Source organism: Streptomyces hazeniae (assembly GCF_031845485.1).
GTDB lineage: Bacteria > Actinomycetota > Actinomycetes > Streptomycetales > Streptomycetaceae > Streptomyces > Streptomyces hazeniae.
Genome location: NZ_JAVREQ010000009.1, coordinates 1 through 25,697 on the forward strand (window position 1 = coordinate 1; position 25,697 = coordinate 25,697).

Annotated in this window: 25 protein-coding genes and 1 other RNA gene; 14 read left to right on the forward strand and 12 right to left on the reverse strand. The window is 73.9% G+C overall.

Features of this window, described 5'->3' with window-relative positions; genetic code table 11:
• The first annotated feature begins 34 nt into the window (after positions 1-34).
• Entirely contained in the window at positions 35-934 is a 900-nt protein-coding gene (locus RM572_RS12000; RefSeq protein ID WP_311673449.1) for a MaoC/PaaZ C-terminal domain-containing protein, read from the forward strand.
• A gap of 387 nt (positions 935-1,321) precedes the next feature.
• Here the strand turns inward: RM572_RS12000 and RM572_RS12005 are convergent, their stop codons facing one another.
• Positions 1,322-2,449: a hypothetical protein gene (locus RM572_RS12005; protein WP_311673294.1), complete on the reverse strand. Its 1,128-nt coding sequence runs from the start codon at positions 2,447-2,449 to the stop codon at positions 1,322-1,324.
• Positions 2,450-2,712: 263 nt separating this feature from the next.
• Here RM572_RS12005 and RM572_RS12010 point away from each other — a divergent pair, with 263 nt between their 5' ends.
• From RM572_RS12010 to msrA, 4 genes are all read left to right on the forward strand, one after another.
• Positions 2,713-3,606 (forward strand): Nif3-like dinuclear metal center hexameric protein, encoded by an 894-nt coding sequence (locus RM572_RS12010; RefSeq protein ID WP_311673295.1) that lies wholly within the window; start codon positions 2,713-2,715, stop codon positions 3,604-3,606.
• Positions 3,603-4,346 (forward strand): zinc ribbon domain-containing protein, encoded by a 744-nt coding sequence (locus RM572_RS12015; RefSeq protein WP_311673450.1) that lies wholly within the window; start codon positions 3,603-3,605, stop codon positions 4,344-4,346. The genes RM572_RS12010 and RM572_RS12015 overlap by 4 nt, the downstream gene beginning before the upstream one ends.
• Entirely contained in the window at positions 4,346-5,611 is a 1,266-nt protein-coding gene (locus RM572_RS12020) for a bifunctional RNase H/acid phosphatase (RefSeq protein ID WP_311673296.1), read from the forward strand. Before RM572_RS12015 ends, RM572_RS12020 begins: the two co-directional genes overlap by 1 nt.
• Positions 5,612-5,712: 101 nt before the next feature.
• Positions 5,713-6,363 carry a peptide-methionine (S)-S-oxide reductase MsrA gene (gene msrA / locus RM572_RS12025; RefSeq protein WP_311673297.1) on the forward strand — a complete coding sequence of 217 codons (651 nt, stop codon included), beginning with the start codon at positions 5,713-5,715 and terminating at the stop codon, positions 6,361-6,363.
• A 10-nt stretch (positions 6,364-6,373) separates the two neighbouring features.
• Here msrA and eda read toward each other — a convergent pair whose 3' ends face one another.
• From eda to yaaA, 3 genes are all read right to left on the reverse strand, one after another.
• Complete coding sequence (eda, locus tag RM572_RS12030) at positions 6,374-7,021, reverse strand: bifunctional 4-hydroxy-2-oxoglutarate aldolase/2-dehydro-3-deoxy-phosphogluconate aldolase (protein ID WP_311673298.1); 648 nt, start codon at positions 7,019-7,021, stop codon at positions 6,374-6,376.
• 72 nt (positions 7,022-7,093) lie between these two features.
• Positions 7,094-7,537 carry a hypothetical protein gene (locus RM572_RS12035; RefSeq protein ID WP_311673299.1) on the reverse strand — a complete coding sequence of 148 codons (444 nt, stop codon included), beginning with the start codon at positions 7,535-7,537 and terminating at the stop codon, positions 7,094-7,096.
• Between the two features lie 3 nt (positions 7,538-7,540).
• Positions 7,541-8,338, reverse strand: coding sequence for a peroxide stress protein YaaA (yaaA, locus tag RM572_RS12040; protein ID WP_311673300.1), 798 nt, complete (start codon positions 8,336-8,338; stop codon positions 7,541-7,543).
• 183 nt (positions 8,339-8,521) lie between these two features.
• On the opposite strand from yaaA, the gene RM572_RS12045 reads away from it, so the two are divergent.
• The 3 genes from RM572_RS12045 (at position 8,522) to RM572_RS12055 (ending at position 11,519) form a co-directional block, all read left to right on the forward strand.
• A complete protein-coding gene (locus RM572_RS12045; RefSeq protein ID WP_311673301.1) occupies positions 8,522-9,097 on the forward strand; it encodes a Uma2 family endonuclease in 576 nt (191 codons plus the stop codon).
• Positions 9,098-9,126: 29 nt separating this feature from the next.
• Positions 9,127-9,544: RNase P RNA component class A (rnpB, locus tag RM572_RS12050), an RNA gene on the forward strand.
• Between the two features lie 205 nt (positions 9,545-9,749).
• A complete protein-coding gene (locus RM572_RS12055; protein WP_311673302.1) occupies positions 9,750-11,519 on the forward strand; it encodes a hypothetical protein in 1,770 nt (589 codons plus the stop codon).
• 17 nt (positions 11,520-11,536) lie between these two features.
• Here the strand turns inward: RM572_RS12055 and RM572_RS12060 are convergent, their stop codons facing one another.
• A complete protein-coding gene (locus RM572_RS12060) occupies positions 11,537-12,100 on the reverse strand; it encodes a methyltransferase domain-containing protein (protein ID WP_311673303.1) in 564 nt (187 codons plus the stop codon).
• Between the two features lie 706 nt (positions 12,101-12,806).
• Here RM572_RS12060 and RM572_RS12065 point away from each other — a divergent pair.
• Entirely contained in the window at positions 12,807-13,775 is a 969-nt protein-coding gene (locus RM572_RS12065; protein ID WP_311673304.1) for a hypothetical protein, read from the forward strand.
• 213 nt (positions 13,776-13,988) lie between these two features.
• Here the strand turns inward: RM572_RS12065 and RM572_RS12070 are convergent, their stop codons facing one another.
• Positions 13,989-14,420, reverse strand: coding sequence for a VOC family protein (locus tag RM572_RS12070; RefSeq protein WP_311673305.1), 432 nt, complete (start codon positions 14,418-14,420; stop codon positions 13,989-13,991).
• Between the two features lie 155 nt (positions 14,421-14,575).
• On the opposite strand from RM572_RS12070, the gene RM572_RS12075 reads away from it, so the two are divergent.
• Positions 14,576-15,565 carry a DUF3048 domain-containing protein gene (locus tag RM572_RS12075; RefSeq protein WP_311673306.1) on the forward strand — a complete coding sequence of 330 codons (990 nt, stop codon included), beginning with the start codon at positions 14,576-14,578 and terminating at the stop codon, positions 15,563-15,565.
• Positions 15,566-15,677: 112 nt separating this feature from the next.
• Here the strand turns inward: RM572_RS12075 and RM572_RS12080 are convergent, their stop codons facing one another.
• A complete protein-coding gene (locus RM572_RS12080) occupies positions 15,678-16,370 on the reverse strand; it encodes a maltokinase N-terminal cap-like domain-containing protein (protein ID WP_311673307.1) in 693 nt (230 codons plus the stop codon).
• A 219-nt stretch (positions 16,371-16,589) separates the two neighbouring features.
• Here RM572_RS12080 and RM572_RS12085 point away from each other — a divergent pair, with 219 nt between their 5' ends.
• Together RM572_RS12085 and RM572_RS12090 are read left to right on the forward strand one after the other, a co-directional pair.
• The gene (locus tag RM572_RS12085; protein ID WP_311673308.1) at positions 16,590-17,486 is read left to right on the forward strand and encodes a S1 family peptidase; all 897 of its coding nucleotides are present in this window, start codon (positions 16,590-16,592) and stop codon (positions 17,484-17,486) included.
• Between the two features lie 157 nt (positions 17,487-17,643).
• Positions 17,644-18,222, forward strand: a complete 579-nt coding sequence (locus RM572_RS12090) for a putative glycolipid-binding domain-containing protein (RefSeq protein WP_311673309.1) — start codon at positions 17,644-17,646, stop codon at positions 18,220-18,222.
• 143 nt (positions 18,223-18,365) lie between these two features.
• Here the strand turns inward: RM572_RS12090 and RM572_RS12095 are convergent, their stop codons facing one another.
• The 5 genes from RM572_RS12095 to RM572_RS12115 all read right to left on the reverse strand — a co-directional run bounded on the left by RM572_RS12095 (position 18,366) and on the right by RM572_RS12115 (position 22,796).
• On the reverse strand, positions 18,366-19,292 hold the full coding sequence (locus tag RM572_RS12095; protein WP_311673310.1) for a MauE/DoxX family redox-associated membrane protein: 927 nt from the start codon (positions 19,290-19,292) through the stop codon (positions 18,366-18,368).
• A gap of 19 nt (positions 19,293-19,311) precedes the next feature.
• A complete protein-coding gene (locus tag RM572_RS12100; protein WP_311673312.1) occupies positions 19,312-19,929 on the reverse strand; it encodes a cell wall protein in 618 nt (205 codons plus the stop codon).
• 17 nt (positions 19,930-19,946) lie between these two features.
• The gene (locus RM572_RS12105; protein WP_027762957.1) at positions 19,947-20,372 is read right to left on the reverse strand and encodes an RlpA-like double-psi beta-barrel domain-containing protein; all 426 of its coding nucleotides are present in this window, start codon (positions 20,370-20,372) and stop codon (positions 19,947-19,949) included.
• Positions 20,373-20,670: 298 nt separating this feature from the next.
• The gene (locus RM572_RS12110; protein WP_311673313.1) at positions 20,671-21,837 is read right to left on the reverse strand and encodes a lactate 2-monooxygenase; all 1,167 of its coding nucleotides are present in this window, start codon (positions 21,835-21,837) and stop codon (positions 20,671-20,673) included.
• Positions 21,834-22,796: a PhzF family phenazine biosynthesis protein gene (locus RM572_RS12115; RefSeq protein WP_311673315.1), complete on the reverse strand. Its 963-nt coding sequence runs from the start codon at positions 22,794-22,796 to the stop codon at positions 21,834-21,836. The genes RM572_RS12110 and RM572_RS12115 overlap by 4 nt, the downstream gene beginning before the upstream one ends.
• Positions 22,797-23,160: 364 nt before the next feature.
• Here RM572_RS12115 and RM572_RS12120 point away from each other — a divergent pair, with 364 nt between their 5' ends.
• Together RM572_RS12120 and RM572_RS12125 are read left to right on the forward strand one after the other, a co-directional pair.
• Entirely contained in the window at positions 23,161-24,489 is a 1,329-nt protein-coding gene (locus tag RM572_RS12120; protein ID WP_311673316.1) for a multidrug effflux MFS transporter, read from the forward strand.
• Positions 24,462-25,622: a serine hydrolase domain-containing protein gene (locus RM572_RS12125; protein ID WP_311673317.1), complete on the forward strand. Its 1,161-nt coding sequence runs from the start codon at positions 24,462-24,464 to the stop codon at positions 25,620-25,622. Before RM572_RS12120 ends, RM572_RS12125 begins: the two co-directional genes overlap by 28 nt.
• The last annotated feature ends 75 nt before the right edge of the window (positions 25,623-25,697 follow it).

A 25,697-nucleotide genomic window follows, 5' to 3' on the forward strand; every position in this document is an offset into this window, starting at 1 on the left:
CCCGCCCGCCCCGCCGCCGAAGGAGCCGCCGGACATGCCGATCGACGTCACCCGCGCCCTGTCCGCAGGCCCCCGCAGCACCCGGCTGACCTGGGACGACCGGGACGTGCGGCTCTACCACCTCGGCATCGGCGCCGGGACCCCCGCCACCGACCCCGCCGAACTCCGCTACACCCTGGAGAGCCGGCTGCACGTACTGCCCGGCTTCGCCACCGTGGCCGGCGGCGCCATGGACTGGGCGGATGCCGTCTCCGCGCCCGGTGTGGACGTCGATCTGGCCGCCGTGCTGCACGGCGGCCAGGACCTCACGCTCCACCGCCCCCTGCCGGTGAGCGGCGACGTCGTCCGGACGTCCACGCTGACCGCCGTGCACGACAAAGGCAGGGCCGCGGTCCTCGTGGTCCAGGCCGAAGCGGCGGACAAGGAGGGCCCGTTGTGGACCAGCGAGGCGCAGGTCTTCGTCCGCGGTGAGGGAGGTTTCGGTGGTGCCCGGGGCCCGTCCGGCCGCCTGCCCGCGCCCGAAGGAGACCCGGACCTGGTGGTGGAACGCCCGCTCCGCGAGGACCAGGCACTCCTCTACCGCCTGAGCGGCGACGGCAACCCGCTGCACGCCGATCCCCACTTCGCCCGCCGCGCCGGCTTCGCGCGCCCCGTCCTGCACGGCCTGTGCAGCTACGGCGTCGTCCTGAAGGCCGCCGTCGACACCGAGTGCGCGGGCGAGGTGACCCGCGTGCGGCGCTGCACCGCCCGCTTCACCGGTGTCGCCTATCCGGGCGAGACCCTACGGGTCGCCTTCCGCCGCCCGGCGCCGGGCGTTCTCCGTGCGGAGGTCACCGCCGCCGAACGGGACGACGCCCCGGTGCTGGGCGCGCTCATCGAACTCCTCGGCCCGGGTGGGAGTGGACCAGCCGCGCACGCGGGGGCCGGGGCCTGAGAAGGGCGGTGCCCGGGTGGTCGGGACCCGGGAAGGCGTCAGCCTTCGCCGGCTGTGCGGCGGTGGCGGCCCGGGCCGGGCGCCGTGGGCTGAGGCTCCTCCGCCTCGGCGGCCGGGCCCCGGTGTCTGCCGTGTCCCGGGGAGGTGGAGCGGGCGGCCGGTTCGGCGTGTGCGGGCTTCTCCCGTGCGGCGTCTGACATGAGGATGGCGCTCCGTGCTCTGGCGTTCGCTGTCCGGGCTCGCGCCCGGTCAGCCCCGCTACCCGGTCCGCCCGTCGGTCATGCGCCCGCCGGTCGTGGCGTGCCCCCGTGGTTGCGCGATCGTCACCTGCCGTCCACGGAGCCGGGGGCGACGACCTGCCCCGCACGTCCCCGGCCCCCTCCCGGGTCATCCCCGCGCCATCGGCGCCTGCTGGAGCGGCACGGGCCGGGGCGCCGCCGCGGGAGCGGGCGGGGCGGGGGAGTGCCGGTCCGCCGCAGGGGCCCGCACCGGGACCGGCCCGGCCGCGACCGCGGCGACCCCGCACGCCGTGCCGGGGGTCGTGAAGGGCGGGCGCAGCTCGCCGTCCGCCGTCCACACCCCGCTCCCGGCGAACCAGCCGTGCGGCGCGGCGACGTGCCGCAACGTCCGCTGCGCGGGCCGCCACACCCCCGCCCACGTGCCGTTCGGCCCGTCCACTCGCAGGGCCACCGCGCAGCTCTCCGGCAGCAGCACCTGACCGGGCTGCACGGCGAAAGGGGTGAGCCGCACGCCGTCGGGGCGCAGCGCCTCGGGGAACCGCACCGGGAGACTGCTGCCCAGCACGCCCCAGCCGAGGCGTTCCTCGCCGGGTGCGTCGGACCGCAGCAGGAGCAGACCGCTGTCCGGGTCGGCCAGCAGCAGCCGGTCGTCGCTCTCCTCGGTGATCTGGAGGAGCGGCGACACCGCGCCGGAGCACCCCAGGTCGACGACGACCGTCTTGGTGCGGGCGCCGCCGGGCTCGGTGCGGTCCAGGGCGAGCAGCCGTGCCTCGCGGTCCAGCCACACCCCGCCGGAGCACCGCCCGTCCACCTCGGCGACCTGCCGGGGCCCGTCCGCGCCGCCCCCCGCGACCAGCCAGACCTGCGTCCCGTCCGGTCCGGCCACCAGCCCGTACGCGAGGTGTCCGGCCGGCGTGGGCGGGAGCAGCGTGAGCCACTCGGAGTCGACGGTGCCCAGGGTGAGTTCGCCGGTGGCGGGCCCGCTGGGGTAGAGCAGGGCGAGCCGGTGCGCGCCGGTCTCGCGGCGGGCGACGAGCACCCGCCCGTCGGCGAGGGGCAGCAGCTGGGTGCCGGGTTCCTCCGGCCCCGTGCCGGGCAGGGCCACGGCGTACGGTTCCGGACCGTCCAGCGTCCAGCGCTCCGGGTACGAGCCGCCGTCCCCGCCGGACCGCCGGGCGAGCCGCGCACCGTAGCCACCGTCGGCCGCGATCACGAAGCCGGTGTGCCCGGTCGTACCGCCGTCTCCCGCGGTCGCCTCCACGGCACAAGCAGTCATGGTTCGGTCACCTCCTGCGACGAAGCTATGCCTCGCACTTCCGGCCGAACAACGCGAGTTGAGCGCCTTCACGCATAAGGGTGGAGGTGAACCGATTCTGCTGAAACGGGGCGCGCGGTGTGCAAGCACCCGCTCCCGGAGCCCGTCCACGCGCCCACGAGCGCCGCCGCGCACGCCCCGCGCTCGCCCCCGCGCACGCCCCCGCCCACGGCCCCGGTACGCGGCCGGGCGAAGGCCCGGAGGGGGAAGGTAGCCTTTCACCCGTGCCCGTACTTTCCGACGTCATCGCCGCGCTCGACGGACTGTGGCCCCGTGAGCGCGCCGAGCAGTGGGACGCCGTCGGCCCGGTCTGCGGCGACCCGGACACCGAGGTGACCCGGGTCCTCTTCGCCGTCGACCCGGTGCAGGAGATCGCCGACGAGGCCGTCGCGCTCGGCGCCGAGCTGCTCGTCACCCACCACCCCCTGTACCTGCGCGGCACCACCACCGTCGCCGCCGACACCTTCAAGGGCCGCGTCGTCCACACCCTGATCCGGAACGGCGTCGCGCTCCACGTCGCGCACACCAACGCCGACCGCGCCGACCCCGGCGTCTCCGACGCTCTCGCGGGCGCTCTCGGCCTCCGCGTACTGCGCCCCCTGGTGCCGGACCCCGAGGACCCCGCCGGACGGCGCGGCCTCGGCCGCATCTGCGAACTCGAGACGCCGCTGCCGCTGCGCGAGTTCGCCGCGCTGGCCGCGGCCCGGCTGCCCGCCACCGCCCAGGGCGTACGTGCCGCAGGCGACCGCGACCGCCCCGTGCGCACCGTCGCGGTGTGCGGCGGCTCCGGCGACAGCCTCTTCGACCAGGTGCGCGCCGCCGGTGTGGACGCCTACCTCACCGCCGACCTGCGCCACCACCCCGCGTCCGAGGCCCGTGAGCACTCGCCGCTCGCCCTCGTCGACGCCGCCCACTTCGCCACCGAGTGGCCCTGGTGCGAGCAGGCCGCCGCCGAGCTCGACGCCGTCTCCGACCGCAACCGCTGGGGCCTGCGCACGCACGTCTCCCGCACGGTCACCGACCCCTGGACCGCCCACGCGGCGTCCTCCGCAACCGCCGCGACGGCCCCCCAGGCGGGGTTCGCCGTCGCACCGACGAACACTGGAGCCCCCAACTGAACGCCGCGCCCGCCGACCAGATCCGACTCCTCGACGTCCAGGACCTCGACACGCGCCTCGCGCAGCTCGCGCACCGGCGCCGTGCACTGCCCGAGCACGAGGAGATCCAGACCCTGGAGGCCGACCTCAGCCAGCTCCGCGACCTCCTCGTCGCCGCCCGCACCGAGGAGAGCGACACGGCCCGCGAGCAGACGAAGGCCGAGCAGGACGTCGACCAGGTGCGCCGGCGCGCCGCACGCGACCAGCAGCGCCTCGACTCCGGCATGGTCACCAACCCGAAGGACCTGGAGAGCCTGCAGAGCGAGATCGCCTCGCTCGCCAAGCGTCAGGGCGACCTCGAGGACGTCGTCCTGGAGGTCATGGAGCGCCGCGAGTCCGCGCAGGAGCGCGCCGCCGAACTCGCCGACCGCGTCGCCGCCGTCGAGGCCAAGGCGGGCGACGCCACCTCCCGCCGCGACGCCGCCGTCCAGGACCTCGACGCCGAAACCGCGTCCGTGCGCAAGGAGCGCGAGGTCGTCGCCGGGTCCGTGCCCGCCGACCTGATGAAGCTGTACGAGAAGATCCGCGAGCAGCAGGGCGGCGTCGGCGCCGCCAAGCTCTACCAGCGGCGCTGCGAGGGATGCCGCCTGGAGCTCAACATCACCGAACTCAACGAGGTGCGGGCCGCCGCCGAGGACGCCGTCGTGCGGTGCGAGAACTGCCGCCGCATCCTCGTCCGCACGCCCGAGTCCGGTCTCTGATGGCCCCCGGCCACAGCGGTCGCACGTTCGTCGTCGAGGCGGACGGCGGCTCGCGCGGCAACCCCGGCCCGGCCGGGTACGGCGCCGTGGTCCGTGACGCCGCCACCGGCGAAACGCTGCGCGAGGCCGCCGAGTTCATCGGCCGCGCCACCAACAACGTCGCCGAGTACCGCGGCCTGGTGGCCGGGCTGCGCGCGGCCCGCGAGCTGGACCCGTCGGCGGCGGTGCGCGTGCGGATGGACTCCAAGCTGGTCGTGGAGCAGATGTCCGGCCGCTGGAAGATCAAGCACGCCGACATGCGCGCCCTGGCGGGCGAGGCGCGCGACGTCTACCCGCCCGGTGCCGTCTCCTACGAGTGGATCCCGCGCGCCGAGAACAAGCACGCCGACCGGCTCGCCAACGAGGCGATGGACGCCGGCAAGCGCGGGCAGCAGTGGTCGCCCTCAGGCTCGACCGCCGACCTCGACACCCGCGCCGACCTCGACACCCGCGCCGACCGCACCGCCACCCGTGCGGCAGAGGCGACCGCCCCCGCCACGGCAGCGGACACCGCCCCCGCCACGGCCGTGGACGCCGAAGCCGCCCCGGAAGCACGCCCGTCCGCGCCCGCCGCCCCACCCCCCGGCTGGGGCCCGGACCTCGGCCCGCCCACCACCTTCGTGCTCCTCCGGCACGGCGAGACCGAACTGACCCCGCAGAAGCGCTTCTCGGGCTCCGGCGGCAGCGACCCCGGACTCTCCGGCACCGGCCGACGGCAGGCCGAGGCGGCCGCCGCCGCGCTGGCCGCCCGCGGCACCGTGCAGGCCGTCGTCACCTCGCCGCTGCGCCGCTGCCGCGAGACCGCCGACGTCGTCGCCGCCCGCCTCGGACGCGACGTCCGTGTCGAAGACGGCCTCCGCGAGACGGACTTCGGCGACTGGGAGGGCCTGACCTTCTCCGAGGTGCGCACCCGCCACCCGCACGACCTGGAGAAGTGGCTCGCCTCCCCGGACGCCGAACCCACCGGCGGCGGCGAGAGCTTCGCCACCGTCGCCCGGCGTGTCGCCGTGGCCCGCGACAAGCTCCTCGCCCGCTATCCGGGGAAGACGGTCCTCCTCGTCACCCACGTCACCCCGGTCAAGACCCTGGCCCGCCTGGCGCTGGGCGCACCCCCGGAGTCGCTGTTCCGCATGGAACTCGCCGCGGCCTCCCTCACCGCCGTCGCCTACTACGCCGACGGCAACGCCTCCCTCCGCCTCCTCAACGACACCTCCCACCTCCGCTGACCCCGGCCCCGCCGCTTCGCATCGTGCGGCGGGGGTGCGGGTATGCCGTACGGAGCACACCACGCCCCGTCCGTCCTCCCCGTCTCACGAGGTCCCCGCCGATGTCCGACACCTTCGTCCACCGCTTGCCGACGCCCGAGGAGGCGCTGCCCGGGCGGGCCGAGCGGGCCTTCCCGCTGCCGGAGAAGCACGCCGAACTCGGCACCCCGCTGCTCGGCCCGTACCCGGAGGGCACCGAGATCGCGGACTTCGCCCTCGGCTGTTTCTGGGGCGCCGAGCGCCGGTTCTGGCGTACGCCCGGGGTGTGGACGACCCTCGTCGGCTTCCAGGGCGGCCGCACCCCGCACCCCGTCTCCGACGAGGTCGCCTCCGGGCGCACCGGCCACGCGGAGACGGTCCGTGTGGTCTTCGACCCCCGGCGGGTGACGTACGCGCAGCTGCTCCGGGTCTTCTGGGAGGGCCACGACCCCACGCAGGGCATGCGGCAGGGCAACGACATCGGCACGCACTGCCGTTCGGCGCTCTTCGTGCACGCGCCGCAGCAGGAGGAGGCGGCGGAGGCGAGCCGGGTGGCGTACCAGCGGGCCCTTTCGGACGCCGGTCACGGCGGCATCACCACGGAGATCCAGTCCGCCGAAGCCTTCCCCTTCTACCCGGGGGAGACCCGCCACCAGCAGTACCTCCACCACAACCCCCTCGGCTACTGCGGCTTCGGCGGAACCGGCGTCGCCTGCCCGGCGGGAACGTCCTGAACGACGCGCTTCAGCCCGGGATGTGGAGGGTGGCCGCCTCGCGGGCGAGCCGGGTGACGCGGGACCAGTCGCGGGCGGCGAGGGCGTCGTCGGGAAGCATCCAGGAGCCGCCGACGCAGGCGACGTTGGGCAGGGCCAGGTAGTCCGCCGCGGTGGACGCGGAGATGCCGCCCGTGGGGCAGAAACGGGCGCGGGGAAGAGGCGAGGAGAGGGCCCGCAGGTACGGCGCGCCGCCTGCCGCCTCGGCGGGGAAGAACTTCATGTCGGTGACGCCCTGTTCGAGCAGCGCGAGCACTTCGGACGCGGTGGACGCCCCCGGCAGGAACGGCAGCGCGGACTCGCGCAGCGAGCGCAGCAGCAGGTCCGTGCAGCCGGGGCTGACCAGGAAACGCGCCCCGGCGTCGACGGCGGCGCGGACGTGAGCGGGGGACAGCACGGTGCCCGCGCCCACCACCGCCTCCGGGACCTCCGCCGCGATGCGGGCGATCACCTCGGGCGCGGCCCGCGTGCGGAGGGTGACCTCGATCGCGGGCAGGCCGCCCTCGACCAGCGCCCGGGCCACCGGCACCGCGTCGACGGCGTCCTCCAGGACGACGACCGGGAGGACGGGGGCGAGGTCCAGCACGGGTGACGGCGCTGCGGGCGGTGTGGTGGTCATGCCGGCCATGGTCGCAGACCTGCCCCGGTGGCCTCGCCCTCACCACTGCGCCACCACTGCGCCACCGCTGCGTCAGCGCGGGGGCAGCACGGCGAGGGCCTGGACGCGCGACGTGGCGAAGCCGCTGCCGCACTGCGGGCAGCCGCCGATCAGCCGGTGCGCGGCGAGATGGGGACCGAACAGCGGCAGCCCCGCCTCGGGATACAGCGCCGGAACGCGGGCGGAGCAGACCCGGCACGACAGCGTGCCCGCCTGGCCGAGGGCGACGCCCCGCAGATCGTCCGGGTGCGGGACGTCCTGCGGAGGGCCCGGCCGGTCCGGCGGCCACACTGCGACGTAGGCGCCCTCGCCGCCGCGGGCGAAGCGGAGCAGCGCCGGGCGGAAGCGGTCCTCGAGCCGTGCGGCGAGATCGGCGGCGGGACGCAGCACGGGCGGCACGGGGTCCCGGGCGAAGACGTCCAGTTCGGCCCAGGGCAGGGTGAAGTGCCATGCCGGAGGGTGTGCGTCCCCGGTCACGTCTCAGATCTCGGTGACGATCACGTCGAGCTGCCGGGGCCGGCCCGGCCCGGCCGGTGCGTCGGCCTCCACCGTATGGCCCAGTTCCCGCAGCGTGGCGGCCAGTTCGGCGGGTGTGCGCGGCGCCGCGCCGGACTCCAGCAGGGCGCGGACGATGCGGCCCTTCGTCGCCTTGTTGAAGTGCGACACGACGGTCCGCTTCTCCCGGCCGTCCACGAGGGTGGAGTGCAGCACGCGGACGGTGGCCGTGCGCTCCGCGAGAGCCCCCTTCGGCTTCCACATCGCGGCGTAGGCGGAGGATCGCAGGTCCAGCACCAGCCCGTCCCCGGCCGCCTCCGGCAGCGCCTCGGCGAGCGGGCCGCGCCAGTGCGCGGCGAGCGGGCCCAGGCCGGGCAGCTTCACGCCGCCCGAGCAGCGGTACGCCGGAATGCGGTCCTTGACCCCGACCGCACCCCACAGGGCGGAGAAGACCAGCAGCGAACGGGAGGCGCGCCGTTTGGCCGCCGGGCTCAGGGACGCCAGGCCGAGGGCGTCGTACAGCACGCCGGTGTAGATCTCCCCGGCCGGGCGGGTGGGCGCGGTACGCAGACCCGCGTTCTTCGCGACCTCGCCGCGCAGCCCTTCGCTGAGGCCCAGCACCTCGCGGGCCTTCTCCTCGTCGCCGGAGCAGAGCTCGACCAGCTCGTCGAGCACCGCCTCCCGCGCGGCCGTCAGGCCCGGCAGCGACAGCCCGCCCGGAGCGAGGGCGGCCCCCCGGCTCACGGTGGCCTTCCCCTCCGACGGCGGCAGCAGCACCAGCACGTGTCGTTCCTCCCGGCTTCCTCGCCCGACGTCGCGTCCCGCCCGCAGCCTACGCGGCGCGTACGCACGCCCTCCGTGTGGGAGAGGCGCAGGTGTGCCACGATCGAGTGAGCAAGGTCGATTTCCTGAGCGTCGTTCCCCTCGGCGCCTCGATCATGGTCGCGACCAAGGAAAGGGTGTGACATGGCCGTCATGACACACGAGCCGCTTTCGCAAGAAGAGATCTTGCAGGAAGGCTTCCTCGCCCTGGGCGTTCCCGACGGCTTCCGGGCCGAACTGATCGAGGGGGAGATTGTCGTGACGCCGCCGCCGAACGGCCACCACGAGAGTTGCATCAACCGGATCGTGAAGCAGACCCTGCGGCTGGCGGCCGCCGACCTGGACTTCTCCGGACACCGGGGCATCGAGATCGTTCCGCCCACCGGGCCGGTGCACAAATTGATCCCTGACGGCACATGGGCGCTGAGCGAGGACGACGTCTTTCCCAGCGACGAGCCCTGGATGCCGGTGCACCTCCTCGTCATGGTGGCGGAGGTCACGACGAAGCGTGCTGACCGTGACAGAGCTGCCAAACGTCGTTGCTACGCCCAAGGCGCCATTCCGCTCTACCTGTTGGTCGATCGGGAGCGGAGCCAGGTCACTCTGCATGCCGAGCCGGAGGGCGGGGACTATCGCGAAGCTCTGACGTATCCCTTCGGCAAGCCCGTCCCTCTACCCGCACCCCTTTCTTTCGACCTGGACACGTCCGGACTGACCTGACCACACGGGTACCATGGCCGTACGGCAGACGAGTCGTGCGGGCGGTCGCGTCGGGGCCTTCGGGCTCCGCCGAGGAACGTCCGGGCTCCACAGGGCAGGGTGGTAGGTAACGCCTACCTGGGGCGACCCACGGGACAGTGCCACAGAAAACAGACCGCCGGGGCCACGAGGCACCCGGTAAGGGTGAAACGGTGGTGTAAGAGACCACCAGCGGCCGGGGTGACCCGGCCGGCTCGGTAAACCCCACCCGGAGCAAGGTCAAGAGGTGCCGCCTCCCACGTGGAAACGTGGACGCGGCGCTGCGCGGATGTTCGAGGGCTGCCCGCCCGAGTCCGCGGGTAGACCGCTGGAGGTCGTCGGTGACGGCGGCCCTAGATGGATGACCGCCTCCGGGCGGACCGCGAGGTCCGCCCGAGACAGGACCCGGCGTACAGCACGGCTCGTCTGCCGCCTCATCGCGAAAGCCGGCGCTTCCCTCCCCGGGACGACATGAGTCGTGACCGGCTGCGGTTCCCTGGATGCGCAGGTGTGCCTCCATGCCCTGGGCCCATCTGCTCCCGTAGTGACGCCCAACCAGGCAGCCGGGTCATAGACTTCGGCGGTGCACGCCGACGCCGCCTGACCGTCGCGTGCTTCGTGGGGAGGAGATCGCATGGAGGATTCTTCGGACTCGACGAAGATCGCCGAGCCTGAGGAGAACGGCCGGAGCCATCCCGCCGACTCCCATGTCATCGACGATCAGACACCCCACCCGGAGACCGACTCGACGACGGCGTCGACGGTCCTCGTGGAGGTGCTCCCCGGGGTCGCTCTCGTCACAGGTGAGATCCCGCCGGAGCTGAAGCCGGATCTGATCGACTTCGGGATCGTGCCGGCCGCCGACCGCAAGCAGATCTCAGCGATCCTCGCCTCGATCGGGAACGCGGCGACCGCGGCGGGCAACTTGGGAAACGCCTTCGCCGGCGTGCAAGGGCTCTACAGGCTCGGCGACACGGCACAGGCCCTGCTGAGGAGCGGCGCGACGCTCGCCGCCAAGGACGGCGGGAACCTCGGAGCAGTGATGGTTCCTGGCCGCATCCTGCACCAGGCCCGTTTCTACCCGGTGCAGGCGGTGAGCAAGGCGCAGACCGCGGCCTCGATCGGGCCGGCGCTGGCCATGGTCGCCCTTCAGATGATGCTGAGTGAGGTCTCGGGCCTCGTCAGGACCAACCTCGCGGTGACGAGTCAGGTCCTCACCGCCATCCGCAAGGATCAGTGGGCCGAACTGACGGGGCTCGTCGCCACCATCGATCGCGCGGTCGACCAGGCTCGAGAGATCGAAGCGGTCCCGATGTCCTTGTGGGAGGACGTCGCGGGCAATGGAGCGCTGCTGCAGAAGCAACTCGAGCTCTACCAGGGAAACGTCCGCGAGCATGTCAGTCAGATCGGTCGGTCCGGCGCAGGCAACCACCGTGAGTATCTGCAGACGACTGCCGAGGCGATCGCCTTCGACGCCCATGCACTCCTGTCCTCTCTCAAGGCATGGACCGGGTATCACGCGCTCCGCGCCGCCAGGGCGAGAGCTGCCGGACGCGAAGACGCCGCCGAGGCGCAGTACGCCGAGGTCATCGCGCGCGACACCCGCGTGGAGTTCGACTCCACTCTCGCCGAGGCGACGACCCTCGTCGACGCGTTGACGCGGGAACTGCGGATCATCGCCGCGCTCCCCGGGCGCGACACGCTGTCACTGCCGGGGAAGCGGAAGGAGTCGAAGGCGGCCCGCCACACCTCGGCTCGCCTTCTGGACGCGATCGAGCCTCTTGCCGATGCCCTCCGTCCGCCGGCCCCACCGCTGGCAGCTCCGGATGTCCGCTGCGCACCCGAATCGCTGGACCTCGAGCCGTACCTCCGTATTCTGCGATGGTTTCTCGAGGACGGCGAGGAACTACGTGTCCTCGGCTTCCCCGACCAGCTCGACGCCGTCGGTCCGATCTCTGCGATCCTCAGCGGAGCGAAGGAGATGTTCGTGGCAGCGCGGGACAAGACTGCGGCAACATCGATGGTCGCCGTCACGGATCGCCGTGTCATCACGGCCAAGACGTATGCCTTTCTCGAACGAGGCGAGATCCGGCAGGACATCCCGATCGACCACGTGCGGTACGTCCGAGCAGCGACCGCGAAGGACAGCAGCACGCGTCCGGCCATCGACCTCATCACGCGCGACGAAAGCATCCGGTGGCTCTTCCGCGCCGACATCGACCACACTCATGTGGACGGGCTGGCAGCCGTGCTTGCCGAGTCGATGACCATCCCGGACTCTGAACGAGAGGCGCTTCAGCAGTGCCGCCACGCTTCCATCGAGGCGGGCACGAAGAGTGAGAGCACGGGCATGAGGTCTCCGGCACCGAGTGGGTCCGAGGCCACGACCCGCGATGCGCACTGACACCTGCTCTTTGCTGCTCACTGCCGGCCCCCTGCCTTCACGCCCAGGACGAAAGCGAACCGGTCCGGGAAGACGAGCACAGGCTTCGGATGCGCGGCACGCATCTCCTCGATGCCCGCTTCGATCTCGCTGTCACTGAAGGTCGAGAGCAGCGACATGTACCTCGCCCGCACCATGGCGATGTACTTCTCGCGGTCGAGTCGCAGCTCGTGCTCGACGTGGAACAAGCGGGCGTCGAGGCCGGCTGCCCGAAGATGGCCCGTGACGTGGTCCGGGTCCGGCTGCAGTTCCTCGAACCGGTCCAGGGCGGCGCGGAAGAGTGGATACTCGATGGTGGCGGGCAGCATGGCGACCAGCATTCGGCCGCCGGGAGCAAGTAGTTCGGCCAGCCCTGTCAGGGTGGGGGCGGGCTCGGCGATGTGGTGCACCGTTTCCTTGAGCCACATCGCGTCAAGTTGCTGGTAGGGAAGCTGGACGCGGCCGGAGGCGATGTCCTCGGCCGATGCGGTGAGGGGCGCGAGCCGGGACGCCGGGTCGGTGCCTACCTGGCGCAGCATCGGCTCGGAGGGGTCGGCGCACACGAGGGGGTTGCTCGGGGTGGATCAGCTGCTCGACCTCACGGGCGAAGAGGCCCGTCCCGCACCCGATGTCGGCGATGCGGTCGGTCGACGACAGGCCCAGGGATTCAGCGATGCGTGCCGACATCCAGGGCACGTAGTCCGGCCCGTACACCCAGTGCTCGTCGTACTCGGCAGCGAGCTCCTCGTAGTGCCCTCGCACGTCACGCCGCTCCGCGTTCTTTCTCGCACCGGTCGCCGGTCTCACCCCGGCCAGGCTACCGACTGCCGCACACGGGTGGCATGGGGTGATTACCAGCCATGGGCGGGCTGTTGCTGATGCCGCTGGTCCCCGAGCCGGTAGGCGCGACGGCCGGCGCGGAAGCTCGGGTTGGTGATCCCGGGCTCGGGCTCGGCGACGTCCTCGCTGTGACGGTCGTTCGGTGAGCCCCCAGGTCGGGCCGACACCTGGATTTCCGGGGCCCGGTGGGGGAGGACGGGACCCGGAGAACCGGGGCCCGGTGAGCCCGGAGATCCCTCAAGGACTCAGGAGCAAGAACGTCCCTCCACCCACCCTCCCCGGAAAGGTCACTCACAAGGGTGACTTCTGTACGCAGGGTGGTGGAAAGGGGGTACTGTCGGCCACGACAAGCACATGAGTACGGCCCCCGGCCAGGATTGCAGTCCCGGACGCGAGGGCCTCACCACCAAGGAAGTTAGGCCCTTCCCGATGGCTATCACGCAGCTTAACGCGCCCATGCCCACGTCCGGCGCGATCCATGTCCGGACGCGTCTGGCCGGGAATTTCACCATCCTCGCGAATCGGCTCGCCAGGCGACCGGGCAGCGCCGTCACGGTGGGCGTCGCCCTCTACATCAACTCGATGCCCGACGGCACCCCGGTGACCATCGCGGCTCTGCAGAAGCACTTCACCGAGGGCGAGACCGTCATCAGCCGCGCGCTGCGCGAGTTGGAGGCTGACGGCTGGCTGGAACGCCGCCTCTTCCGCGGCTCCGACGGCCGCCTCCGCACCCGAACCCTGATCTACGCCCTTCCCGAACTCGCCGACCCTGACGGCGCTGCGGAAGCGACGCAGCCCAAGCCGTCGTGCGTGGAAACGGCAACGTCGTTGCCCTCCCCACGCACGGAGCAGCCGGAACCCCGGCCTGCGGCCTCCACCGCCTCGCAGGCCGAACCCGGCGAGCGGACGGACCCGCCGCCCGCACCTGCCCCGTCGGTTGAACACATGGCTCAGCCCGAACCGCGTGCCCAGACACCGGCCCAGCCGGACCCCGAGCCGTTCGCCCCCGCGAGCCGGCAGGCGCGCACGATCCTCGCCGAACTGGGGGCCGTGGACCCGCGGCTCACCCTGTCCCGCCGTGAGATCGACCGTCTCGCGCCCGGTGTCGACGCCTGGCTCGCCTCGGGCGTCCGTCCCGCGCGCATCACCGGCACCCTCACCGCCGACCTGCCGGCGAGCTTCCGCTCCCGCCCCGCAGCCATCCTGGCCTGGCGCCTGGCCGAACTCCGCCCCGCGCCCTCCCCGGAACCGCCACCACCGTCCGTTCCCGTCGCCCCCTTGCGGAACTGCCCCGAGTGCGACCGCGCCCATCGCAGCCACACTCCCGGCCTGTGTCCCTTCTGCGCCCACGAACGCCGCCACGGGCACCCGCAGTCAGACGCCGTCGAAGCGGGCTGACGACCGGTCGCCCGGAATCGAATCCACACGCTTGGTGTCAAGGAGCTCTACTAACCCGCCAAGAGGTAGGGACAACGAACGACCGGCTGGGCTGGTGGGGTCGGCGGCTGATGACGCCCAGTCCGGCTGAGGGCCGGGGCGAGAGCCAGGGGGCGGAGGGCGCGTGCTCGGTCGCTGCCAGGGCCCGGACGCCGGGCCGCCTCCCGGCGCCGGTCAGGTCCCGCCGAAGTCCGGCAGCACGAGCGACCCGTCGTCCCCGAGGGCGAACCCGGGGTTGTGGGCGATCTCCCAGACGTGCCCGTCCGGGTCGCGGAAGACCCCGGCATATCCGCCGTACGCGGTCGCCGCAGGCTGCCGGGTGACGGTGGCCCCGGCCTGTCCTGCCGCGGCGACCAGCCCGTCGACCTCGGCGCTGGAGCGGACGTTGTGCGCCACGGCGACACCGCCGAAGCGAGAGCCGTCGTCGGTGACGCCGCAGTCCTCGGCCAGCTTGTCGCGTCCCCACAGCACCAGGGCGATGCCCCCGGCCTGGAAGAAGACGGTCTCCTCGATCTCCTGGCCACGCCATCCCAGTGCCTCGTAGAAGGCGCGGGCGCGCGGCAGGTCCTCGACGCCGAGGGTGAGCAGGCTGATGCGCTGTTCCATGCCGGAGAGGGCATCACGCCCGCAGCCGGAGGACGCGAAACGACACGTGAGGATTCGGGGCGGAACGGTGCCGGACCTGTTGACGGTGGCGACGGAAGCCGGGTGATGTTGACGCTGTCCAGTCAAGCCTCCGACGGAAGGCAGGCGTCCCCCACATGCCTGGCATCACCCCGCTTCGCCGCCCCCGGTACGCCGGCCGGCTGCTCACCGCCGCGCTGGCGGCCGGAGCCCTCACGTTCGGCGCGACCGCGCACTCCGCACCGGGTCCCGCCGCGGACTCCGACCGCGCACGCCCCGCCGCCGCTGCCACCTCGCCCTTCACCGGACTGCCGGCCGAACCGGCGCCCGTGCTCGCCGTGAAGGTCGACAACCACCGCGGCGCCCGGCCGCACACCGGCCTGGACCGCGCGGACATCGTCGTCGTCGAACAGGTCGAGGGCGGGCTGGGCCGTCTCATCGGCGTGTACGCGAGCGACGTGCCCGACGCGGTCGGGCCGGTGCGCAGCGCCCGCGACTACAACGTCGAGCAGCTCCGCATGTTCGATCGCCCGGCCCTCGCCTACTCCGGCGCGGCGGAGGGCGTCGAAGAGGTCATCCGCAACTCGCCGCTGTACGCGCTGTCGCACGACACCTTCCCCGCCGCGTACTACCGCGATGCGGAGGGCGAGGCGCCGCACAACCTCTACGTGCGTCCTGCCGACGTCCTCGCGGAGGCGCCGGACGCGAGTCTGAGCGACGACATCGGCTTCCGGTTCGCCGACGACGCGCCGGAGGACGGCGAGCCCACCACGACCGCCGGTGTCGAATACCCCGCCTTCCGTGCGGACTTCACCTGGTCCGCGGAGGAGGAGAGGTGGCTCGCCTCCTTCGACGGCGCACCAGCCGAGACCGCGGACGGCGGTCGCCTCGGCGGCCGCACCGTGGTGATACAGGAGGTCGAGATGCGGCCCTCGGACGTCAACCCCGCCACGCCGTACATCGAGACCGTGGGGGAGGGGAGTGCCACCGTCCTGCGCGGCGGCCGGGCTTACGAGACGACGTGGCAGCGCCCCGACGCGACGTCGGGCACCGCGTTCGTCCGCCCGGACGGCGAGCGGATGCGGTTCGACCGCGGCCAGGTGTGGATCGTCTACAAGGAGGCGTGAACCGGGCACGGATCGCGGCGCGGTTCCCCGGGCCGGCCGCCTGCCCGGCCGCCGACCGGCCCTCCCGGCGGCGGCCGGCCTCGTTCACGCGGTGTCGTTCAGGCGCCGTCGTTCACGCGGGGTCTTCGTCCAACCGCAGCAACGTGCTGCGGGCTTCGGTGCCGTCCGGACGGTGCCAGGGGGCGGAGACACGGGCGAGGGTGCCGGCCGGGTCGGCGGCGGGTTCGCCGGCGGGCAGGACGCGGGCCACGGTCAGCGTGCGGCGCGGCTGCTCCTGCGCGTCCTCGGTGCCGGTGCGCAGGACCACGCCGGTGCCGTGCGGCGGACGCTCGGCGACACCCGTCGCCTCCAGCCCGGCCGGCAGACCGTCCGCCGGCCCGTGCACGGTGACGGCGGGGTCCGGAGTGCCGGACTCGCTCTGAGCCTGCGGCTCGGCGCGGCCCCGGAGGAGGGCCAGCACCTGGGCGACCAGTACCGGGTCGTGGACGCCGTCGTAGATCCAGCGTCGCCCCAGCACGCCGTGTTCGGAGGTGCCCAGCAGGGCGTGCTCGGCGCCGTCGAGCGGCGCACCGCGGTAGCTCAGCGGAAGGTGGTACGCCACGGGCCGCTCACCGGAGGCGTCCGTGACCACCATGAACTCGATGCCCACCTCGCCGGCCGGGTCGTCGAGCCGGAAGCCGCCCGCCTTGGCGAGTTCCGGCTGCCGGCCGCTCCCGGCGCCGGCGTACCAGGGGCGGCCGGGCAGCCACGCGGCGACGAGCTCGAGCTTCGTGGGCGTCATCGTGGTCCTGTGAATGACAGACATGCCTGCTGAACCCCCGGCGTGCCGAGGCTGTTCCCGGCGTACGGGGGCGGGGCAAGCCGGGGCGGGCCGGTCGGGTGGACCGGCGTGGCGCCGGGGCGTTCTCCGGCGTGTCGGGGGGACGGAACGGTTGAAGGGGGCACTTCTTCCAGGGCTTTGCCGGGGCCGCGCTCACACCCCGTGAGGGCGGACCTCAGACGCCACTCTCCTGATGGAGGAAACGTGATCAAGCGCACCCCCCACACCGCCGCATCCGGGAAGCGCCGCCTGCTGGCGCGCGGCTCCGCCCTCGCGGTGACCGCAGCGCTGGCGCTGCCGGCCGCGGCGAGCGCGGACGCCCCCACACCGCCGACCGTCGCCGAGTTCGCCCGTGCGAGCGAGGCGATCCTGCAGGCGGACGTCGCCGGCACGGCCTGGCACGTCGACGACCGGGCCGGCACGCTGGTGGTCACCGCGGACCGCACGGTGTCCGACAAGGAGATCGCCTCGCTCAAGGACGCCGTCGGCGCGCCGATGAGCGACTCGATGCGGGTCGAGCGCACCGAGGGAGAGTTCCGGCCGTACGCCTCCGGCGGTGACGCCGTCCACTCCGGACGGGCGCGCTGCTCGCTGGGCTTCAACGTGCGGAAGGGCAGCGAGTACTACTTCCTCACCGCCGGCCACTGCACCGAGTCGGCCACGCAGTGGGAGGACGGCTCCGGGAACGTGCTCGGCCGCACGACCGGCTCCAGCTTCCCGGGCGACGACTACGGCATCGTCCGGTACGACGACTCGGCCACCGAGCCGCCCGGCACGGCCGGCTCCCAGGAGATCGACCGGGCCGGCACGGCGACGGTCGGCCTGCAGGTCGAGCGCCGCGGCAGCACGACCGGCACCCACAGCGGCCAGGTCACCGCCCTCGACGCCACCGTCAACTACGGCAACGGCGACGTCGTGCGCGGCCTGATCCGTACGACCGTGTGCGCCGAGCCGGGTGACAGCGGCGGGCCGCTGTACGACGGGACCACGGCGCTCGGCCTGACCTCGGGCGGCAGCGGCGACTGCTCCGGCGGCAGCGCGACGACCTTCTTCCAGCCGGTGAACGAACCGCTCCAGCGGTACGGCGTGGAGGTCTACTGACACATCCGGTCCGGGCGGTCCGCACCCGCCCGCCGACCGCTCGCCCCGGCGGACGGGGCGAGCGGTCGGCGGCCGGGCGGTGGCCGGGCGGGCCGGATACGCTGCACGCGCGACGGCCGCCCGCCCGCCGCCCGCCCTTCCGACGGAGGTAGCGCGCATGACGACCCGGCGACACGTGCTGACGTGGGAGGTCCCGGCCGGCGACGCCACCGGCTGGGAGACCGCCTGGGTGGAGACCTCCGGCAGCGCCCTGCGTGCCCACGGGCGTGCCTTCGGCCTGCGCCCCGACCCGTACTGGCTCACCTACGAGCTGGAGACCGGCCCGGAGTGGGTGACCCGTACGATGCGCGTCACCGTGGAGGCCGAACACGCGGTGCGGCGCCTGGAGCTGACCCGTGACGAGGACGGGGTGTGGAGCGCCGACGGCGAGCCGCTGTCCGGGCTCGGCGAGGCGCTGGACTGCGATCTGGGGCTGTGTCCGCTGACCAACACCATGCCGGTGCTGCGCCACCGGCTGCACGAACGGCCTGGGGACCGGTCGCTGGTGATGGCCTGGATCTCGGTGCCGGATCTGGTCGTGCGGGCGTCGCGGCAGCACTACACGCACCTGGGGGAGTGGCCGGGGCGGTCGCGGGTGCGGTTCGCGTCCGGCACCTTCCGCAGCGACGTGACGTTCGACCGGGACGGCTTCGTCGTCGACTACCCGCAACTCGCACGCCGCGTGTCGGCGGCCTGAACGGAACGGCGGGGTCGCCGGCACACCGCCGCCCCAGGGTGTCTGGGAATGCGGCGCCCCGTCCGGCCCGGGGCCGCCCACGCGAGCGGAAGCGGGCGGCGGGCGACGCCTCGACGGAAGCGCCGCCCGCCGCACCGCGTCCGTCAGCCGGACAGCGGCAGCGGCCTGCGCCCGCTGAGGTCCGGCAGGGCGCCCGCCACCGGCCGCCCGGTCGCCTCGTCGACGACCGTGACCCGCACCGCCGGCACCGGCGTGCCGTCGACCGTGGCCCGCGCGTCCAGGGCGAACAGCACGGACACCGGCCGTGCGTCACGTGCGCCGGTGTCGTGTGCGCCGGTGTAGTGCAGGAAGCGCCAGCCGTCGTCGTCCCAGTGGTCGGCCAGCCCGGACCGTACGATCCCGGAGGCCGACTCCCAGGCCAGCGAGCGCTCGAGGAGTTCCACGGTCGCCTCCACCGGCACGTGCGCCGGGTCCCCGTCGCCGCCGAGCGGGTGGCCGAGGAGCCGCAGCCGCAGCCGCCGCAGCGGCAGCAGGTAGCGGTCGGGAGGGGTGAACAGGCCCGCCGCCACCAGCCCGTACGCCGCCAGCACGCTCGCGGACGCGAACGGGTGCCCGGCGAGCGCGTCCCACCAGGGCTGCCACCCGAACGCCGGGCCGGCGACCACGGCCGCACCGCCCGCGACCACCAGCCCGGCCCGCAGGAAGGCGCGCGGGCCGACGGGGACGTCCTCGCGCGCCGTGCAGCCGCACGAGGACTCGGGGGCCGTGACCTTCGCCCAGGTGAGGTAGCCGGTGAAGCCCGCACCGAGGCAGAACGCCGCCGGGCCGGTGACGGCCGCGCCGGGAGCCGCCAGCAGGGCGGCGGCGACGGCGAGTTCCGCCGCCCCCACCGCCCGCAGGGCGCGGACCGCGCCGCGCAGGTCGCCGAACGCCCGCTCCAGCGCGGTGCCCGCCGCCTGCCGTTCGGGTGAACGGCCGAACATTTTCCCCGCGCCGCTCCACCCCAGCAGGGCGCCCAGTGCGAGCGGCACCAGGGACAGGAACGGCACGGCCGTGGTCGTCGCGTTCATCGGGTGTCCGCCTCCCGCCTCAGTGGCCGACGGTGACGCGGACGACGTCGATGGAGTCGTCGCGCGGCCGCCAGGCGCCCAGGACCTGCGCGTACTGGCCGATGCGCAGCCGGGACAGGTCGGAGGTCAGGGCGCCGCCCGCGTACGAGGCGGCGGTCGTGTCCTTCACCAGCCGTCCGACGATCTCGTGGTCGTCGTGGGACAGGTGCAGGCGGTCCTTGGCGATGCCGCGGATGGTGCAGGCGAGGTTGACGATGTTCACCCACACCGCGTCGGCGGCGATGCTGCCGTCCGGCATCCTCACGCCCCGGGCGTAGAGGCCGTCGCCGGGCTCGATCGCGTCGGCGGTGGTCGGGTGGACCTTCCAGATGCTGGTGGCGTTGGTGAGCTGGATGCGGTGGCTCTCGCCGTGCGAGCCGGCGACCTCCAGCATGCTGGCGTTGCGGCCCATGACCCGGCCCTCGGCGAACGAGGTCTCCTTGACGGCGGGGTCGAGCGGCTTGGTGGGGGCGGCGAACGCGGCGTCCGCGTCGAGCGCGCCGAGTGCGGAGGCGCCGACGACGGTGGCGCCGCCGAGGGCCGCGGTGGTGAGGAAGCGGCGCCGGTCGACGCCCTGCCGGGTGGTGTGCTCGGTCATCTCGGTCGTCCCCTCTCTCACTCGTAGATCCAGACGGGCAGCTTGCCGGAGCTGAGGCTGCCGATGGCGGAGTAGGCGGCCGGGGTCAGGTCGAGGATGCGGTTGACCCGGCACTGCCCGCCGCAGCAGGCCTGTTCGCCGCAGAAGCTCTTGGTGCGGGGGCCGCAGTCGGTGATGGTGATGCAGACCTGCGCGCCGGTGCACTGGTGCTTGACGTTCATCACGCTGCCGCAGCCTCTTCGCGGGATGTTGCCCTCGCCGCAGAGGTCGGGGCGGGTGATGTCGTAGCAGGCCTGCGAGGCGTAGGGCCAGGCGCCGTGGTTGGCGGCGGAGCGGCAGTTGCCGCAGGCGCCGCCGCCCGCGGAGCCGCAGGGGCCCCAGGCGTTGCCGCAGCAGAACCAGGTGGCCTCGCCGCGCCAGAGGTAGGTGGATCCGCATGCCATGGGTGGTGCTCCTTCCGTCGTGTCCGCTGTCCTGCCGCCACCCAGACTGGCGTGGGCATGACAAGGCAGCGCGCTGAAGCTGCGCCGGTGCAGGACACTCCGCAGGAGACGGACCGGGCGGTGGCCGTGTGCGCAGAGGGTGCGGGTTGCGACGGCGAACCGCGAGGTGGGGGTTGCGCCGCGTGGGGCGGGCAGTGCGGTCGAGCAACGCCATGATGCCGCGCGGCACGCGGCACCGGAAGGGGGCGCGCACACGTGGAGTCGCGCCACGACGGCGGCGCCCCCCGGAACACCCAGGTCAGCCGAAGTGCAACGCGTCCGGACCGAGTTCGGCGGGCGAGCGGTGCCCGGACAGGCCCAGGGTCAGGTCCAGGTCCGCGAGCAGGCAGCGCAAAACGTGCCGTACACCCTCCTCGCCGCCGTGCGCCAGCCCGTACGCGTAGGAGCGGCCCACCAGCACCGCCCGCGCGCCGAGGGAGAGCGCCTTGAGCACGTCCGCGCCGGTCCGCACACCCGAGTCGAACAGCACCTCCAGCCGGTCCCCGGCCGCGGCGGCGACGGCGGGAAGCACGTCCAGCGAGGCCACGGCGCCGTCCACCTGCCGCCCGCCGTGATTGGACACCACCACGCCGTCCATCCCCGCGTCGGCCGCCCGCCGCGCGTCGTCCGGGTGCTGCACGCCCTTGAGGACGATCGGGCCGTCCCAGTGCTCGCGGAGAAACGGCAGCCGGTCCCAGGTCTTGTCCGTGCCCGTGAACATCGGCACCCAGCGCAGCACCGCCGCGATCACGTCCTCCTCCGGCGTCGTGGCCAGCCCGGCGCGGAAGGCCGGGTCGGAGAACGGGATCGCCGTGCCCACCCCGCGGATGAACGGCAGGTACGACCGGTCCAGGTCGTTCGGACGCCAGGCCAGCGTCCAGGTGTCGAGTGTGGCGACGAGCGTGGAGTAGCCGTGCGCGCGGGCGCGTTCGAGGATGCTGACGCACACCTCGTCGTCGTTCGGCCAGTAGAGCTGGAACCAGCGCGGGCCCTCGCCGCTCGCCTCGGCGACCTCCTCCAGGGTGTGCGAGGAGGCGGTGGACAGCACCATCGGCACGCCCAGCCCGGCCGCGGCGCGGGCGGTGGCGAGTTCGCCGTCCGGGTGCACGATCGACTGCACGCCCACGGGCGCGAGCAGCACCGGCGCGGGGAGCCGCTGCCCGAGCACGGTCGTGCCCAGGTCGCGTACGGTCGCGCCGGTCAGCATCCGCGGCACCAGGCGGTGCCGGTCGAACGCCTCCCGGTTCGCCCGTGCGGTCGCGCCGGAGCCCGCCGCCCCGGCGACGTACCAGAAGGGCCCGTCCTCCAGCCGCTCCCGCGCGGAGGACTCCAGCGCGGTCAGGTCGGTGGTGAAGGGCGGCAGCCGGTCCTCGAGCCCGTGCAGGTAGATCTCGTTCTGGTAGTCGCCGAAGCGGGGTGCGCTCACGTCGGGTCTCCCTCCACGCGCCGCCCCTCCGGGGCCCGGGCGCGTCCCGGTCGGTCGATGCGGGCCGCCGCACCGGACACGTGCACCCGCGCGTCGCCGTCCCGCAGGTCGACGGTGAGCACGCCCGGCCGGCCCATGTCCTCACCCTGATGGAGAGTGAGGGTACTCCCCGCCGGTACGAGACCCAGCTCCCGCGCGTAGCCGCCGAACGCCGCCGCCGCGGCCCCGGTGGCCGGGTCCTCCACCACGCCGCCGACCGGGAACGGATCGCGCACGTGGAAGGTGTGCGCGTCCCCCGGGTCGCGCCACACCAGCTGGAGGGTCGTCAGGTCCAGCCGCAGCATCAGCGCCTTGAGACGTTCGAAGTCGTAGGCGAGGGCGGCGAGTCGGCCGCGCGTCGCGGCGGCCAGGACGAGGTGGCGTGCTCCGGCGAAGGCGATGCGCGGCGGGACGCGCGGATCGAGGTCCGCCTCGGCCCAGTCCAGCGCGGCGAGCGCCTCCGCGAGATCCTCTGCGGCCACCGGTTCGCTGTGCGGCTCGACGCTGCTGAGCGTCGCGCGCAGGGCGCCGCCACCGCCGTCCTCGCCACCCCGTTCGGCGACCGTCACCGGGACGGGACCGACGGGGCTGGTGAACAGCATCGCGCCCGGTCCGTGCCGCTCGGCCAGCGCGACGGCCGCCGCGACGGTGGCGTGCCCGCAGAAGGGCACCTCGGCGAGCGGACTGAAGTACCGCACCGCGTACGCCCGCCCCGCGTCCGTGGGCCCCGCGTCCGCCGGGCCGGTGGGCGGCGGGGTGACAAACGCGGTCTCCGAGTAGCCGACCTCGGCGGCGATCGCAAGCATGTCGGCATCGGAGAGTGCGTCCGCGTTCAGCACGACACCGGCGGGGTTGCCGCCGTCCGGGCTCTCGGAGAAGGCGGTGTAGCGCAGGACCTCGGCACCCCTGATCGTCGTCATGATCGTTTCAACCGCCGGGTCCGGCACCGTATTCCGGCCGGGTCACCGCCTCCTCTCCGGGACACCCCGATGTGGAACGCGTCACGCGTGGCCTCCGGCGGCACGCCGTACGCGGGCGCCGCGCGCACCGGCCGCTGCGGAGGAAACGCCCCGGTACGCAGGGCGCCGTCGCGGATCGTTGCTGTTCAGGATGGTTGCCCGCGGGGCCCGTGCACCGGTGCGCCCCGGCCGGACGGCCTGTGCCGGGCGGCCTGTGCGGCGGCGAGGCCCCACCCCGCCGGAGACCGGGAGCCGAAACCGGCTGGGCCACCGGGGCGATCCCTGGGAGAATGTCTTCGCCGTTGACTTTCTCCTGGAGAGGTGCATGTCCGACTCCGGCCCCTCGACCCCGGCCGCTCCGCCCGCCACCCCACCCGCTGCCACCCCGGTCGTCCCCGCGCCCCGCACCGCGCCCGCCGCCCCGCCCGCCGCCGAAGAGCCGAAGCTCACCCGCCGGCAGCGGGCGGGACTGCTGCTCACCCTCATCCTGGGCAGTCTCACCGCGCTCCCGGCGCTGTCCATGGACATGTACCTCCCGGCGCTCCCGGCGGTCGGCTCCGACCTGTCCACCCCGGCGGCGAGCGTCCAGCTCACGCTGACCACCTGCCTCCTCGGACTCGCCGTCGGCCAGCTCGTCGTCGGGCCGATGAGCGATCAGTTCGGGCGTCGCCGGCCGCTCCTCATCGGCATGGGCGGATACGTACTGGCCAGCGCCGCCTGCGCGTTCGCCCCCACCATCGGCACGCTCACCGGCTTCCGTCTCGTCCAGGGCCTCGCCGGGTCGGCCGGCATCGTCATCGCCCGCGCCGTCGTCCGCGACCTCTACGACGGCCTGGCCATGGCCCGTTTCTTCTCCACCCTGATGCTCATCGCGGGCACCGCGCCGATCCTCGCCCCCGTGCTCGGCGGCCAGATCCTCCGCTTCACCGACTGGCGCGGCGTGTTCCTGGTCCTCACCGGCATCGGAACGCTGCTGATGCTGATCGTGGCCCGCAAGCTGCCCGAGACCCTGCCGACGCGCGCACGCCACCGGGGCGGGGTGCCGGAGGCGCTGCGCACCATGCGCGGCCTCTTCGCCGACCGCGTCTTCACCGGCTACCTGCTGGCCGGCAGCTTCGGCTTCGCCGCGCTGTTCGCCTACGTGGCCGCGTCGCCGTTCGTGGTGCAGGAGATCTACGGCGCCTCGCCGCAGACCTTCAGCATGCTGTTCATGGCCAACTCGATCGGCCTGGTGGCCGTCGGCCAGATCAACGGCAAGATCCTGGTGGGCCGGGTGTCGCTGGACCGGGTGATGGCGTTCGGACTCGCCCTCACCCTCCTCGCCGCGGTGGCGCTGCTGCTCCTGACCGCGGGCGCCTTCGGCCCGGTCGGCCTGGTGCCGGTCGCCACCGGCCTGTTCGTGCTGATGTCCGGCATGGCGCTGATCCTGCCCAACGCCAACAGCCAGGCGCTGATGCGCGCCCCGCACGCCGCCGGGTCGGCGTCCGCACTGCTCGGCACCTCGCAGTTCCTGGTCGGCGCCGTCGCCTCGCCCCTGGTCGGCATCGCCGGCGAGCACACGGCCGTGCCCATGGCGCTGGTGCAACTCGGCGCGCTGCTCGTGGCCGTCGGGGGTTTCCTGGGTTTGTGCAGACCGTGGCGTACGCGCGACTGAGGCCGGCCGCCTCGCCGGAACGGGCGGGGCTGCACGCCGCCCGGCTCGACGCCCTCGTCGCACACGTCGACGCCCTCCCCGGCCGCTGGTGCGCCGGCGTCGTCGTCCTCGCCGGCCGCGGACCGTACGTCGCCGTCGAACACGCCGCCGGCCGTGCCGTCCGGTACGCCTCCTGGGACCCGCACGCCGGACGCGGCACCGAACTCCCACGCCACCGCCAGGTGCCCGCCGGGACGGGCACGGTCTTCGACCTGGCCTCGCTCACCAAGCTGTTCACCGCGATCGCCGTCCTGCAGCAGGTGGAACGGGGCGCCGTCGACCTCGACACCGGGATCGACCGCTACGCCCGCCGCCACGCCGGGCGCGACGCCCCGGCGCGCGGCCTCACCCTGCGGCAGCTGCTGACCCACCGCTCCGGGCTGCGCCCGGAACTGCCGCTGTACGCCTGCGCCACCCGCGCCGAGCGCATCGACGCGCTGTGGAACGAGGAGCCGCGGACCCGCCCCGGTACCGCCGTCGGCTACTCCGACCTCAACCTGCTCCTCGCCCAGCAGGTGCTGGAACTGACGACCGGCCGTGGTCTGGACGCGCTGCTGCACGAGGGCGTGCTGCACCCGCTGGGCATGGAGCACACCCGGTTCCGGCCGCCCCGGTCCTGGATTCCCCGGATCGCGGCGACCGAGGACCAGCGCACCCCGTGGGCCAAGCTCGACCGCGGCATGCTGCGCGGCGAGGTGCACGACGAGAACGCCCACGCCCTGGGCGGCGTCGCGGGGCACGCCGGCCTGTTCTCCACCGCCGGGGACCTCGCGGTGCTCTGCCGCACCCTGCTCAACGGCGGGGCGTACGGCACCGCGCGCATCCTGGCGCCGTCCTCGGTGGCGGCGCTGCTGGCCCCGCCGGGGCTGGGCTTCGGAGTCGACCAGCCGTGGTTCATGGGCGAGTTGGCGGGGCCGCTGAGCGAGGGCCGCGCCGCCGGGCACACCGGCTTCACCGGCACCAGCCTGGTGCTGGACCCGGTCACCGACACGTTCCTCGTGCTGCTGGCCAACACCGTGCACCCGGTGCGCCGTCCCGCCGACAACGCCCCCCGCGCCCTGGCCGCGACGCACCTGGCGCGCGCCCTGCGCTGAGGCGGTCCCGCGCGGCGGCCTCCCCACCGGGGTGTCTCCGGGGCGGGGACCGCCCCGGAAAACCCCGCGACGGGA